A 13983-nucleotide genomic window follows, 5' to 3' on the forward strand; every position below is an offset into this window, starting at 1 on the left:
CACTTCCCCACGAGGTGGGGAAGAAGAGCACCGAGCCGCTTTCCCCGGATTTATTCCGGGGTCTGGCGGCGTTTCAGATGCAGGCTCAGCCGGACCCGGCACAAGGCCGGGGAAAACAGAGCGGGATGGGCGAGAACTCAGCTGTCCAGGGTGGCGCGGACTTCGGCGCGCAGGATGTCGATCGGGGCGAGACCCTGCTTGGTGCGGACGTGCCAGTAGGTCCAGCCATTGCAGGACGGGGCGCTTTGCAGCTGGGCGCCGACCTGGTGGATGGAGCCGGCGCGGTCGCCGGCGATCAGCGTGCCATCGGCCCGCACACGCGCCGAATGACGGCCCTTGGGGCAGTAGAGCGTGTCGCCGGGCTTTACGAGGCCGCGTTCGACCAGGGCGCCGAAGGGAATACGCGGCTGGGCGCGTTTGGACTGGGTGACGTTCAGCGCTTCGGTCGAGGCCGGCGTGATGGCGGCCAGCCGGGCGCGGGCGACGTCCAGATACTCCGGATCGCGCTCGATGCCGATGAAGTGGCGGCCAAGGCGTTTGGCGGCGGCGCCGGTGGTGCCGGTGCCGAAGAAGGGGTCGAGCACGATGTCGCCCGGATTGGTGGTCGACAGCAGGACCCGGTGCAGCAGGGCTTCGGGCTTTTGCGTCGGGTGCGCCTTCTTGCCGTCCGCGCCTTTCAGGCGCTCGCCGCCCGAACAGATCGGCAGCGTCCAGTCGGAGCGCATCTGCACGCCGTCATTCAGCGCCTTCATGGCGGCATAGTTGAAGGTCGGGCGGGCCTCCTTCGACTTGGCAGCCCAGATCAGGGTCTCGTGCGCATTGGTGAAGCGCGTGCCCTTGAAGTTCGGCATCGGGTTGGACTTGCGCCAGATGATGTCATTGAGCACCCAGAAGCCGGCATCCTGGAGAATGCCCCCGACGCGGAAGATGTTGTGATAGCTGCCGATCACCCAGATTGCGCCGTTCGGCTTGAGCACGCGGCGCGCCTCTTCCATCCAGCCCCAGGTGAACAGGTCGTACTCGTCGAACCCGCCGATCTGGTCCCAGTCATTATCGACCGCGGCGACCTTGGAATTGTCCGGGCGGTGCAGATCGCCGCCAAGCTGGAGATTGTAGGGCGGGTCGGCGAACACCAGGTCGACGCTCGCATCGGGAAGCGACTTCATCACTTCCACGCATTCTCCCTCGAGAATCTGGTCGATCCGGGACTCTGCCATGACACGCCACTCCACTCGTTCTTGCGAGGGGAAGTTTTCCCGCGTCTATGGCTAACGGGCCGTTAAGCATCAATCAAGTTTTCCACAGTCGCCCGCACCTGGGGATAACCCGGCGATTCGCAGGGCTTCGCGCACCGGCGCATAACTTGTTCTGTGGATCGGACAGGGGCCGAGGGCCATCAGGGCCTCGCGGTGGGGCTTGCTGGGATAGCCCTTGTGGCCTTCGAACCCGTAGCCGGCAAAGCGCCGGGCGGCCTCTTCCATCAGGGCATCGCGCAGCGTCTTTGCAATGATCGAGGCCGCGCCGATCGCCGGCTCACGGGCATCGCCTTTCACGATCGCCTCGGCCGGGCAGGGCAGGCCGTCGGGCACGCGATTGCCGTCGATCAGCACACGGTCGGGCCGCACGGGCAATCGGGCGACAGCGCGGGCCATAGCCGTCATCGTGGCGTGAAGGATGTTCAGCCGGTCGATCTCGGCCGGCTCGGCAATGCCGATCCCCACCCAGGCCTTGTCGCGGATCTCGCGGGCCAGCGCCTCGCGGCGGCGTGCTGTCAACGCTTTGGAATCGCCCAGCCCGGCGATCGGCCGCGCCGGATCGAGGATGACGGCGGCTGTCACGACCGGGCCGGCCAGCGGCCCCCGGCCCGCCTCGTCGACACCGGCGACAAGCATATCTGCAGCGTTGTCCACAGCGTTAAGGCAATCCTTGTCTTTTGCTGAAAGGGTCATCGGCAAAGCAGATCCTTCGAGGCGCCGAGTGTATCGCGTTTTTTATTGCGTGACGGTCGAACATGACCTTCGGCTCGTCGCGGTTGCCGCCCTTTTGTGCGCCTTGTCGGCCTTTGCAGCCGTCGGGATGGCGCGCCGCGGGCAGTCGGCACCGGACGACCGGCAGTCTTTGTGGCTGATCGTGACCGGATTCGTCACGGGCGTCGGCATCTGGGGCACACACTTCGTCTCCATGCTGGCCTATGAAGCGCCGGTGCCGGTCGAATACGGCCTGTTCGGCACAGTCGGCTCGCTCCTGCTCGCCATTTTCGTGACCAGTTGCGGCTGGACCTATGCGGTGCGCATGCCGCAGGCCTATGGCGCCCCGCTGGGCGGGGCCGTCGTCGGAGCCGGGATCGCGACCATGCACTTCATGGGCATCGACGCGATGAATGTCGGTGCAAACATCGTCTGGAACGCACCGCTGGTGCTGGCTTCCATCGGGGCCGGTGTGCTGTTTGCGGCCTTGAGCGCAACGCTTCTGGTCCGCGTCCGCAGCCTTGCCGGGCTTGCGGGCGCGGGCGCTCTGCTGGTGCTGGGCGTGGTAAGCCTGCATTTCACGGCGATGTCGGCGATGCAGCTGGTGCCGTCCGTTCCCGGCGTGCTCTACGACGCCGCGGTCTCTTCCAAACTGCTGGCCGTTACCGTGGCACTTGCCGTGGTCTTCGTGATCAGTGTCGGTCTGGCCGCAGCGGCGCTGGATGTCATCCTCGGCGCCCGCCGCAAGGCCGAGGCGCAGCGTCTGCAGGCGCTGGCCGATGCGACCTTCGAGGGCATCGCCGTTGTCCGCGAGGGGCTGGTGCGCGAGGTCAACGAACCGCTTTGCGACATGCTCAGCCTGCGTCGCGCCGATCTCCTCGACATGCCCGTCAGCAAGCTGGCGCTCGACGCGGCTGCGATGTCTGCCCTGGCGGACATTGATGACACGCGGCCCGTGACCTGTTGCCTGCGCGGGCGCAATGGCGGCGGCCTGACGGTGCAGGTGCGGGCGCGCAAGATCGATTTCAGCGGCGAGACGTCGGACGTGCTGGTTTTCCGGGATGTCTCTGCGGAGGAGCGGGTGCGGGCACGAATGACCCATCTGGCGCACCACGACACCCTGACAGGGCTGCCCAACCGGTTGCGTTTCCGCGAGGCCCTGGACGATGCCATCGAGCTGGCCTGGCAGAACGACACCATGGTCGCGGTGGTGATTTTCGATCTCGACCGGTTCAAGGAAGTCAATGACGTCCATGGCCATGCGACCGGGGATGCGCTGTTGAAGACGGTCGCGGAACGCATGCTCGATACGTTGCCGGACAAGGCGATTCCGGCGCGCCTGAGCGGCGATGAATTTGCTGTCCTTTTGCCGGATGTGTCCGGCCATGACGAGGTGCTCGGCGCGGCGCAGCGCGTGGTCGATCATATCGGCGTGCCGGTGGTTATCGACCAGCTGACGCTGAATATCAGCGCGTCCGGCGGGGCCACGGTCTTCCCGCTCGACGGCGAGGACCCGGACCGTCTGATGAACCAGGCCGACCTGGCCCTCTATCACGCCAAGGGTCAGGGCCGGAACCAGGTGCGCGGTTTCGATCCCCAGCTTGGCCGGATGCTGCAGGAACGGCGCCTGCTGGAGGCCGATCTGGCCATGGCGATCGAGGACGAACTCCTGGAACTCCACTTCCAGCCCCAGGTCCGCCTCGGCGATGGCGCCATTGTCGGCTACGAGGCGCTGGTGCGCTGGAATGACGAGAAGCGGGGCTATGTCTCCCCCGCCGAATTCGTGCAGATCGCCGAGGAAACCGGCCAGATCCTCAAGATGGGCGAATGGGTGATGCGCGCGGCTTGCCGGGAGGCGGTCAACTGGCCTGAAAGCCGCCGCGTTTCCGTCAATGTCAGCCCGGCCCAGTTCCGCCGGGGCAATCTGGTTCTGAGTGTGCAGCAAGCGCTGCGGGCGTCCGGCCTCGAGCCGGGACGGCTGGTGGTCGAGATCACCGAGGGCGTGCTGATCGACGACGAGGACCGGGCCCTGCAGGTGATGCGGGCGCTGAAGGATCTTGGTGTGCGTCTGGCGATCGACGATTTCGGGACGGGCTATTCTTCCCTTGCCTATCTGCGCACCTTCCCCTTCGACAAGATCAAGATCGACCGCTCCTTCATAACCGGGATCGAGGACGATCGCGAAGCGCAGATCATCGTCCAGGCGACGATCGATCTGGCGCGGGCGCTGGGTATCAGCGTCGTCGTGGAAGGCGTCGAGACGTTCGGCGAGCTCGCCGCGCTGGGCTGCCAGCCCGACCTCGTCCTGCAGGGCTTCCTGGTCTCGCGGCCGGTCTCGCGCGGGCATGTGCCCGGTTTCGACAGTTTCTCGGCCGAACAGCGCCAGGCCATTGCCGACCAGGTCAATGGCGGCAGCGGCGACCTGCTGCGCGACCGCGGCTGATCTAGCGCGGCTCAGAAAAGACTCGGCTGACCGGCGGAGCCGAGAGGGCGTTCGAATTTGGAAAAGTCGAGCTCGGTGCGCGGTGCGGTCAGGCCGTAGCGGCGTATGGCAGCGCGCACGCGGTTGACGATCAGTTCGGCCAGCGGGCCCTGGCCGCGGCCGCGCGTGCCCCATTGCGGATCGTAGTCACGCCCGCCGCGCATCTGGCGGATCAGCGACATGACGCGTCCGGCCGCATCGGGCCGGGCCGTCTGCAGCCATTCGCGGAACAGGTCCTTGATCTCGAGCGGCAGGCGCAGCAGCACGTAGGAGGCGTTCACGGCACCCGCTTCGGCGCCGGCCTTGAAGACCGCCTCGATCTCGTTGTCGTTGAGGGCGGGAATGATGGGCGCCATCATCAGCGTGACCGGCAGGCCGGCCTCCGACAGACCCCGGATGGCGTCGAGCCGCCGGTGCGGCGCTGCCGCACGCGGCTCCATGTCCCGGGCCAGACGCCGGTCTAACGTGGTGACGGAAATCGCACCCTTGGCGAGGCCATCGGCGGCCATCGGGCCGAGAATGTCCAGATCGCGCAGGACAAGTGCCGATTTGGTGATGAAGCTGACCGGGTGCCGGTAGCGGGCGAAGACTTTCAGGATTTCGCGGGTGTGCTGCAGGCGCCGTTCGACCGGCTGCCAGGCATCGGTATTGGCGCCGATCACGATCGGTTTGGGCCGATAGCCCGGACGGTTGAAAAAGGCCTCCAGCAGGGCCGGTCCTTCGGGCTTGGCGAAGATCACGCTTTCGAAGTCGAGGCCCGGCGAATAGCCCCAATAAGCGTGGCTGGGCCGGGCATAGCAGTAGATGCAGCCATGCTCGCAGCCGCGATAGGGATTGATCGACTGGTCGAAGGAGATGTCGGGCGAGCGGTTGGTCGCGACGATGGATCGCGAGGCATCCTTCAGGATCGTCGTGCCCAGGCGCGGCGCCGGCGCATCCGCCTCGGTCCATCCGTCATCGAAGGCTTCGCGGGCAAAGGCCTCGTACCGGCCGGACGCGTTAGACCGAGCGCCCCGGCCCCGGACGCCGGCCCCCGGGGCGGTGGGGGATCCGGCAGAGGGGGCCGCCTGAGGGGCGTTTAGGGCGTAGCCACCTGGGCGCTCGGTCATGAGCGCACTATGACTCATGACCAGAACAAATCAAGAACAAATTTTCAGGGGCCCTGAAAAACGTGGAAGGCGGGCCGGATCAGCCCACCTTCCGCAGGTCAACCAGGAAGCTGGAGATATTGTCTCGCAGCGCGTTCAGGCTGCGTTCCTGGCGCAGGAGGATGTCGGTCGAGCTGATCACCGTTTCGACCGAGGCCTGGGTGGACTCGGTGGCGGAGTGAACCACACCGATGCCGCTGGAAACCTCGCCGGTCCCGGCGGCGGCCTCGTTGACATTTCGGGCGATCTCGCTGGTTGCGGCGCTCTGTTCTGTGACGGCGGCGGCGATGGCATTGCACGCGGTATTGATGTCCTCGATCGCGGACGAGATGACCGAGTTGGCCGACACCGCGCCGGTCATGGTGCGCTGCAGGTCCTGGATCTGGTGGCTGATATCGTCCGTCGCCTGGGCGGTCTGGCCGGCCAGCGTCTTCACTTCCTGGGCGACGATGGCAAAGCCCTTGCCGGCCTCGCCGGCCCGGGCCGCCTCGATGGTCGCGTTCAGCGCCAGCAGGTTGGTCTGGTCGGCAATGGCCTCGATCAGGCGAACGACATCGCCGATCTTGCCGGTCACGCCGGCCAGGCCTTCGATCGTCGCATTCATGGCGCGCGATTTCTCGACAGCGCCGGCGGCGAGATCGGCCGAACTGACCACCTGGCGATTGATCTCGGAGATGGAGGAGGTGAGCTCCTCGGCCGAGGCGGCGATGCTCTGCATGTTCGTGGATGCCTGCTCGGCGCCGGCGGCGGCGCTGGTGCAGCGCTCCGAGGCGTCGCTGGAGCGGGCATAGAGCTGATCCGCCGTATCGCGCAGCGAGCCGATCGTCTCGGAGACCTTGTCCATGACGTCGGCCAGTTGTGCTTCCAGACCTCCGGCCAGTTCGATGAAGCTCTCATGCCGGGACTTGATGCCGAAGAGCGTGGTGTTCACGGCCTGGGCGGCATTACGGAACGACCCGACCATCCCGGTTTCCGGGATCAGGCGAAAGTGCTTGTTCTTGCGGACATATTCAACGCAGGTCTGGCTTTCGCGCAGATAGGCGTCGGTACGGTCGATCAGAAGATTGATGGCCAGTTCCATCTCGGCGATCTCGGGGTCGTCGGACACGCCGATGATGCGCTTTTCGAAATCGCCTTCGGCAACGGCGCGGACGATCTCCGCCGCGCGGCGGATGGCCTTGCGTTCCTTGGTTACAAACATCGAACGGGCTCCTAGCGATCGCCGCGACGCTGGCCCTGGCCGAGCGTGCAGATGAATTCATCGTATTCGAGGCCAAGATCGGCCAGGTGACGGGTCAGCTTGTCGGTGGAGGCGGCGAGACCCTGTTTGGCATTCTCGTGCCGGGCCTCTTCCTCGCGCAGGGCGGTGTAGAGCGGGATGACCTCTTCCTTGAGGATGCGCTCTTCCGGTTTGCGGCGGTTGGAGTGGTATCCGACAATCTCCCCCGCATCGTTGAAACTCGGCGTGACGTGGGCATAGACCCAGTAGTGATCGCCATTCGTGGCACGATTGATCACATAGGCGAAAATCTCGTTTCCGCCCTGGATCGTCTCCCAGAACATCTTGAAAACGCAGCGCGGCATGTCCGGGTGCCGGATAAAACTGTGCGGCTGCCCCAGCGACTGCTTCTCGGTAACGTTCGACATCTGCTGGAAGATGTCGTTGGCGTAGGTGATGCGGCCTTTCAGGTCCGTCTTCGTGACGATGACCTGGTCCTTGTCGAACCGGCGCTCGACGCCTGTGAGATATGTGTCCCGGGGCATGAGGAAAGAGCCTTCCTGCTCAAGAGTACGGCCGGGCCCGGCAAGCCGGATCGGGGCCAGATTTCGCGGAAGACCGTCGCGGTTTTAGGGTTAATCAACGGTTGCAGATCGGCGGTCATAATAGTTTATTACCAGTGTGATATGCATCACAAATCCATCGTTTTTCACTTGTTTTTCAAATCATTGACAGGGCAGCACACGGAATGCGTGCTGCTTCTAGCCCGCAAGCCGCGCTTCCAGGGCCAGCATGTCCTGCCACGCCAGACGCTTCTCCGGTGGCCGCCGGAGAAGATAGGAGGGGTGGAAGACGGGCAGGACCGGAATGGTCCGGCCGGTCGGCTCGCCCTGCGCATCCCGCAAGGCATATTCGCCCCACTGGCCGCGCAGCCGGGTGATCCCGGTCGATGTCCGCATCAGGGACTGGGCGGAGATGCCGCCGGCGACGACGAGAATATCCGGTGCCTTGAGGGCGATGTGCCGTTCGATGAAGGGCAGGCACATCGTGATTTCTTCCTGGGTCGGCGTGCGATTGCCGGGCGGGCGCCAGTTCAGGATGTTGGAGATGTAGAGATCGTCCGGCCCCAGCCCGATCGCGGCGAACATGCGGTCGAGCAATTGCCCGGACCGGCCGACGAAGGGCAGGCCCTGCTCGTCCTCTTCCTTGCCGGGCGCCTCGCCGACCACCATGATCCGCGCTTCGCGATTGCCGCGGGCGAAAACCGTGTTGCGGGCCGTGCGCTTGAGTGGACAGCCTTCGAATTGCGCAATGGCGGCCTGCAGAGCATCCAGAGTTGAGGCGCCGGCTGCGAGTTCGCGTGCTGAGGGGCCATCATCGGGTGCCTGGCCGTAGCCGGCTGCCCGTGCCGCCGCCGCGGTGGCGGTGCGCTGGGGCGCGGCCTGTTGCGTGTCGCGGACAGTCGCGGGTGTCGCCGAGGCGGCCGTCCGGTCATGCGCCGCGCCGGCCGCCGGCGCGGGCCGGGGCCGCTGGATCGGAGCATCGAGCTCGATCCCGGCTTCCTCCCACCACGCGATCAGGGCCTTGAGAGCCCTTTCGTCGTGCGGGTCGAGTGTGGCACCTGGGTTGGACATGGCTTACGCGTACGTCAACGTAATAACTTTGATCCGGACAGCCGGACACGCTAGATGGGTATTCGATCCTAAGGTATGACCGAAGGCCTGCAAGCGGGGCAGTGCTGAAACCGATGAGAAAAGAGTGGGAGCTGGGATGACCGACGCACCGATCGAACGCGAATCCATGGAATACGATGTGGTGATCGTCGGGGGTGGCCCCGCCGGTCTGTCAGCCGCGATCCGTCTGAAACAGCTCGCCGACGAAGCGGGGCAGGAGCTGTCGATCGCCGTGCTGGAAAAGGGCGCCGAGGTCGGCGCGCACATCCTGTCCGGTGCGGTCGTCGATCCCAAGGCGCTCAACGAATTGATCCCGGACTGGGCCGAGAAGGGTGCGCCGCTCAACGATCCCGTTAAGACGGATATTTTCGAAGTGCTCGGCGCCGCCGGTTCGATCAGCCTGCCGACGCTCTTCTTCCCGCCGCTGATGAGCAATCATGGCTGCCATATCGTCTCGCTGGGCAATGTGTGCCGCTGGCTGGGCGAGCAGGCCGAGGCGATGGGCGTTGAAATCTATCCCGGCTTCCCCGCCGCCGATGTGATTGAGGAAGATGGCGCCATCAAGGGCGTGGTGACGGGTGATTTCGGTCTGGCCCGCGATGGCGGTCACAAGGACGGCTACCAGCCCGGCATGGAGCTGCGCGGCAAGTACACGCTGATTGCCGAAGGCGCCCGCGGCTCGCTCGCCAAGAAGCTGATCGGCCGCTACGGCCTGTCCGAGGGCAAGGAGCCGCAGAAATTCGGCATCGGCCTGAAGGAGCTCTGGCGCGTGAAGCCGGAGAACCACAAGCCCGGCATGGTGAAGCACACCATGGGCTGGCCGCTCGACAATTCCACCGGCGGCGGTTCCTTCATGTACCACTATGGCGACAATCTGGTCTCGATCGGTTTCGTCGTCCACCTCAACTACAAGAACCCCTGGATCTCGCCCTTCGAGGAATTCCAGCGCCTGAAGACCCACCCGGCCATCCGCGACGTGCTGGAAGGTGGCGAGCGCATCTCCTATGGCGCACGTGCCATCACCGAAGGCGGTTTCCAGTCGGTGCCGAAACTGGCCTTCCCCGGCGGGGCGCTGATCGGTTGTTCGGCGGGTTTCGTGAACGTGCCGCGTATCAAGGGCAGCCACAACGCCATGAAGACGGGCATGCTGGCGGCGGAAAGCGTGTTTGCCGCCATCGGTGCCGGCCGCGCGCATGACGAGCTGGCGGAATACCAGACGGCCTATGAGAATTCCTGGGTCGCCAGGGACCTCAAGGCGGTGCGCAATGCCAAGCCGCTGTGGTCGAAATTCGGCACCACGATCGGTATCGCCCTGGGCGGGCTGGACATGTGGTGCAATACGCTGTTCGGCGGCTGGTCGCCCTTCGGCACGATGGGCCACGGCAAGACCGACGCCGAAAGCACCCAGCCGGCGGAGAAGTTCCGCAAGATCGATTATCCCAAGCCCGACGGCAAACTGACCTTCGACCGTCTGTCCTCGGTCTTCATTTCCAACACCAATCACGAGGAGGACCAGCCGGTTCACCTCAAGGTGGCCGATATGCACCTTCAGAAGGCATCCGAGCTGGAGGTCTATGGCGGCCCGTCGGCGCGCTACTGCCCGGCCGGCGTCTATGAGTGGATCAAGGACGAAACGACGGGCGAGGAACGCTTCCAGATCAACGCCCAGAACTGTGTCCACTGCAAGACGTGCGACATCAAGGATCCCAACCAGAACATCAACTGGACCACGCCGGAAGGCGGCGGCGGTCCGATGTATGCGGGAATGTAATCCGGCTCACAGCCATCAGGCCTTGCGCACCGGGCGGTGCGGAGCGAGCATGACGCCATGACAAGCATCCTGCGCGCCTGGCCCGCACTGCTCGCGGCCACGGCTCTGACATCCTGTGTGACCGTGCCGGCCGAGGAGGAAACCTCGGCCTATGGCGCCTTTCTGGCTGCCCGCTATGCCGGCGTGAACCGCGACGCGGCGGGAGCGGCGGACTATTATCTCGAGGCGCTCGACCGTTTGCCGGGCAATTCGGTGCTCGCCGACCGGGCCTTCATAACATCGGTCATCGCCGGCGATCTGGACCGGGCCTCGGCCCTGGCCGTCTCGGCAAGCGAGGCGGGCGATCCCAGCCGGCTGGCGACCCTGTTCCGCGCCTCCGACCGGATCTCGCGTCATGACTATCGGACAGCCCTGAGCGTTCTCGACGCGGCGCCGGACTATGGCCCCTACAATACCTTCTTCCAGGACATATTGCGCCACTGGGCGCTGATGGGCGCAGGCCGGGGTGACGAAGCCCTGACCGAGGTGGGCGATATGCAGGCGCCAGGCTTTCTGGCGTCCCATCTGTGGCTGCACAAGGCGATGCTGTTCGAGGCCGCGGGCAATCCGGCGGCGGCCGAGGCGGCTTACCGTTCGGCGGTTTTCACCTCGACCTTCCGCCGCCTGTCGACGGAAATGTATGGCGGCTTCCTGATGCGCGAGGGGCGCCGCGCCGAGGCCGCGACCCTGTTCGAGACCTATCTGGAAGACGATCCGAACGAGGCCAGCATCCAGGCGCTCTACGAGACCGCCAGCCAGGGCCGGAGGGCGCCGCGCCGGCCGGACATTCCGGGACTGGCCGCCCGCGCCGTGCTGGGGCCGACGGCCGATCTGGCGGCCCAGGCCGACATGGATCTCACCATCATCTACATGCGCATGGTTCAGCGAATGGATCCGGACCTCGCGCCTCTGCACATCGTGCTGGCCGGCTCGCTCGACCGGATCGGACTGCATGATCTCGCCCTGGCAGAATATGCCTCGGTTCCCGAAGGTCCGTTCCGCTTGGGTGCGCAGATCGACCGGATCGTGCTGATGGCGACGCTGGGCCGGATCGAGGCAGCCCATGCTGCTGCGCGCGACCTTGCCGAGCGGACGGGAGCCGCAGAGGCCATCCTGCTCTACGCCGACATGTCCCGGATCTCGGGCGAATGGGCGGCAGCGGTCGATCTCTATGGCGAGGCGATGGCGCTCAACCGCGAGCAGGGCCTGCCGGACGACTGGCGCTATCACTATTTCCGGGCGTCCTGCTTTCTGATGCTGGACAACTGGGAGGCTGCCGAGGCCGAATATCTCGCCGCGCTGGAACTGGCCCCGGGCCAGTCCACCGTGCTCAACGATCTGGGCTATATGTGGATCGATCGCGGCGAGCGGGTCGACGAAGCTTTCGAGATGATCGCGCAGGCCGCCGACATGGCGCCGGAGAACGGCAATGTGATCGACAGCCTGGGCTGGGCCTACTACCAGCTGGGCCATTACGATCTGGCGGTGCAGGAGCTGGAGCGGGCAGCAGAACTCAATCCGGGCAGCGCGACGGCCAATTACCATCTCGGCGATGCCTACTGGCAGGTCGGCCGCCGGCTGGAAGCGGGCTTCCAGTGGCGCCGGGCCATCGATCTCGGTCCCACGGACGAGCAGCGCGAGGGGCTGGAATACCGCCTCGAGCACGGTCAGCCGCCGGAACACACGCCTGTCTATGCCGCCAATGGCGACGCACCGGCCGATCCCGCCGAGGTGCCGGAGCCGTGAGCCCGGGCGAAGTCCGGGAATTCGCACCGGCGAAGGTCAACCTCACCCTCCGGGTCGGACGGGCCCGGGCGGACGGCTATCACCCCCTCGACAGCCTTGTCGTCTTTGCCGACTGGGGCGACGAAATCCGCGTCGATGACAGCCCGGCCTTCCTGCTGACCATGTCGGGCGAACCCTCGCGGCGGCTCTCCGGCGGGCACGACAATCTTGTCATGAAGGCCGCCGTCGCCCTGCAGCGCGCGGCCGGTCTTGATCGCGCGGCGCGCATTCATCTGCACAAGGCGATTCCGGTGGAAGCCGGGCTGGGTGGCGGATCGGCGGATGCGGCTGCGACGCTGCGCGCGCTCAACCGGTTCTGGAAGCTGGACTGGCCGCTCGACCGGCTGGCCGAGCTGGGGCTTGGCCTGGGCGCGGACGTGCCGGCTTGCCTCTACTCCCGGCCGCTGCGCATGCGCGGGATCGGCGAATGGATCGAGATGGTCGAGATCGGGCCGGGCCTGCCGGCTGTCATCGTCAATCCCGGCGTGGCTGTCCCGACGGGACCGGTCTTTGTCGCCTTCGACAGCCGGGATCCCGGACCGCTTGCGCACGGCCCCTGGTATCAGGGCGATCTGGCGGGCTGGCTGGCTGGTGAGGCCAATGATCTGGAAGCCGTCGCGATCGGCCGGGAAGGCGCGATCGGCGATACGCTGGAATGGCTGCACGCCCGGCCCGGCGCCTGGCTGGCGCGGATGACCGGATCGGGCGCCAGCTGTTTTGCCCTGTTCGACACGCTGGACGAGGCGGAAAGCGCCGCCGGGGCCTATCCCGGTTTCGCGCAGGCGGTGACCCTGGGAGCGCCGGAGATGCCGGCATGATGGCGGGGCTTGTCTCTGCCCTGACGGCTTTTCTCGTGGCGCTGATCGTGGCGGGTGTCATGCTGCGGGCCGGCATTATCGACCGGCCCAATGCGCGCTCCAATCACGACAGTCCGACACCGCGCGGCGGCGGGCTGGGCGCGATGGCGGGCGTGTTTTCGGCCTGGGCGCTGCTGGACGCTGGCAGTCCGGCAACCGGCGCAGCGCTGGCCGGGATTGCGCTGGGCGGCGGGATCGCGGCTGCGCTGGGTCTGCTGGACGATCTGGTCACCCTGTCCGAGACGCTCAAATTCATGGTTCTGGCCCTGGTCTCGATTGCCGTTGCCGGCATGGCAGGACCGGTCACCGAGCTGGGGATTGCCTTGCCCTGGCTCGTCGGACTGGCCGGCTCGGCGCTGTGGATTTTCACCACCGCGAATGCGGTCAATTTCATGGACGGGTCGGACGGGCTGATCGCCGCGGTCCTGATCCCGGCTGCGCTGGCGCTGGGTGTTCTGGCCGGGGGCAGTGTCGCCGTGGCAGCGTTTGGCGTGGCAGGCGCAATGGCCGGGTTTGCCGTGTGGAATGCGCCGCTGGCCGGCGCGCGCGGACGCCTGTTCTGCGGCGATGCAGGGGCGCTGGGGATGGCGGTCGTCTTTGCCGGACTGGCGCTGTTCTGGGCCCGGATGTCGGGCGAGGGGACGGTCTGGCTGGCGCCGCTGCTGATCCTGCCGCTTCTGGGTGATGTCCTTTTGACCATGGCCGCACGGGTGCGCGCCGGACGGTCAGCCTTCGTGGCGCACCGGGCGCATGCCTATCAGCTGATGATCGCGCTGGGCGCGAGTCATCGCCGGGTGGCGGGGCTGTGGGCGGTGTGGAGTGCGGGCTGCGGTGCCGTGGCCCTGGCGGCCCAGGCGCTGGGCGGAGGCTGGATCAATGCGCTGGCCCTGGCGGCCGGGATTGCGGCCTTCTGGATCTTCCATCGCCAGGTCCGCAAGCGGGCCGACGCGGCCGGTCTGGACGTCTATCAGTAGCGAAATTGGTGCATCATCCCTATGACACAAGTGCACCATAAGGGGCACATGACGCACCCATTGCGGTG

Annotated in this window: 11 protein-coding genes; 5 read left to right on the forward strand and 6 right to left on the reverse strand. The window is 66.1% G+C overall.

From position 1 onward, the window contains the following. Positions 1 to 137: 137 nt before the first annotated feature. Together PKE71_RS16515 and rnhB are read right to left on the reverse strand one after the other, a co-directional pair. Positions 138 to 1217, reverse strand: coding sequence for a site-specific DNA-methyltransferase (locus tag PKE71_RS16515; protein ID WP_271188112.1), 1080 nt, complete (start codon positions 1215 to 1217; stop codon positions 138 to 140). A 69-nt stretch (positions 1218 to 1286) separates the two neighbouring features. Next, positions 1287 to 1892: a ribonuclease HII gene (gene rnhB / locus PKE71_RS16520; RefSeq protein ID WP_271188113.1), complete on the reverse strand. Its 606-nt coding sequence runs from the start codon at positions 1890 to 1892 to the stop codon at positions 1287 to 1289. Positions 1893 to 1977: 85 nt separating this feature from the next. Here rnhB and PKE71_RS16525 point away from each other — a divergent pair, with 85 nt between their 5' ends. Further along, positions 1978 to 4410: a bifunctional diguanylate cyclase/phosphodiesterase gene (locus PKE71_RS16525; protein WP_271188114.1), complete on the forward strand. Its 2433-nt coding sequence runs from the start codon at positions 1978 to 1980 to the stop codon at positions 4408 to 4410. An 11-nt stretch (positions 4411 to 4421) separates the two neighbouring features. Here PKE71_RS16525 and PKE71_RS16530 read toward each other — a convergent pair whose 3' ends face one another. From PKE71_RS16530 to PKE71_RS16545, 4 genes are all read right to left on the reverse strand, one after another. Then, a complete protein-coding gene (locus PKE71_RS16530; protein ID WP_271188115.1) occupies positions 4422 to 5558 on the reverse strand; it encodes a PA0069 family radical SAM protein in 1137 nt (378 codons plus the stop codon). Between the two features lie 79 nt (positions 5559 to 5637). Beyond that, the gene (locus PKE71_RS16535; protein WP_271188116.1) at positions 5638 to 6798 is read right to left on the reverse strand and encodes a methyl-accepting chemotaxis protein; all 1161 of its coding nucleotides are present in this window, start codon (positions 6796 to 6798) and stop codon (positions 5638 to 5640) included. An 11-nt stretch (positions 6799 to 6809) separates the two neighbouring features. Then, positions 6810 to 7361, reverse strand: a complete 552-nt coding sequence (locus PKE71_RS16540; RefSeq protein ID WP_271188117.1) for a PAS domain-containing protein — start codon at positions 7359 to 7361, stop codon at positions 6810 to 6812. A 216-nt stretch (positions 7362 to 7577) separates the two neighbouring features. Next, positions 7578 to 8450, reverse strand: a complete 873-nt coding sequence (locus tag PKE71_RS16545; protein ID WP_271188118.1) for a uracil-DNA glycosylase — start codon at positions 8448 to 8450, stop codon at positions 7578 to 7580. A gap of 136 nt (positions 8451 to 8586) precedes the next feature. Here PKE71_RS16545 and PKE71_RS16550 point away from each other — a divergent pair, with 136 nt between their 5' ends. From PKE71_RS16550 to PKE71_RS16565, 4 genes are read left to right on the forward strand one after another with little or no spacing between them, the layout of a single operon-like run. After that, a complete protein-coding gene (locus PKE71_RS16550; RefSeq protein ID WP_271188119.1) occupies positions 8587 to 10260 on the forward strand; it encodes an electron transfer flavoprotein-ubiquinone oxidoreductase in 1674 nt (557 codons plus the stop codon). A gap of 57 nt (positions 10261 to 10317) precedes the next feature. Then, positions 10318 to 12045, forward strand: coding sequence for a tetratricopeptide repeat protein (locus tag PKE71_RS16555; protein ID WP_271188120.1), 1728 nt, complete (start codon positions 10318 to 10320; stop codon positions 12043 to 12045). Further along, positions 12042 to 12902: a 4-(cytidine 5'-diphospho)-2-C-methyl-D-erythritol kinase gene (locus tag PKE71_RS16560; protein WP_271188121.1), complete on the forward strand. Its 861-nt coding sequence runs from the start codon at positions 12042 to 12044 to the stop codon at positions 12900 to 12902. The genes PKE71_RS16555 and PKE71_RS16560 overlap by 4 nt, the downstream gene beginning before the upstream one ends. Next, the gene (locus PKE71_RS16565; protein ID WP_271188122.1) at positions 12899 to 13915 is read left to right on the forward strand and encodes a glycosyltransferase family 4 protein; all 1017 of its coding nucleotides are present in this window, start codon (positions 12899 to 12901) and stop codon (positions 13913 to 13915) included. Before PKE71_RS16560 ends, PKE71_RS16565 begins: the two co-directional genes overlap by 4 nt. Positions 13916 to 13983 lie beyond the last annotated feature (68 nt).

This window comes from Maricaulis virginensis (assembly GCF_027922185.1).
Taxonomy (GTDB): Bacteria; Pseudomonadota; Alphaproteobacteria; order Caulobacterales; family Maricaulaceae; genus Maricaulis; species Maricaulis virginensis.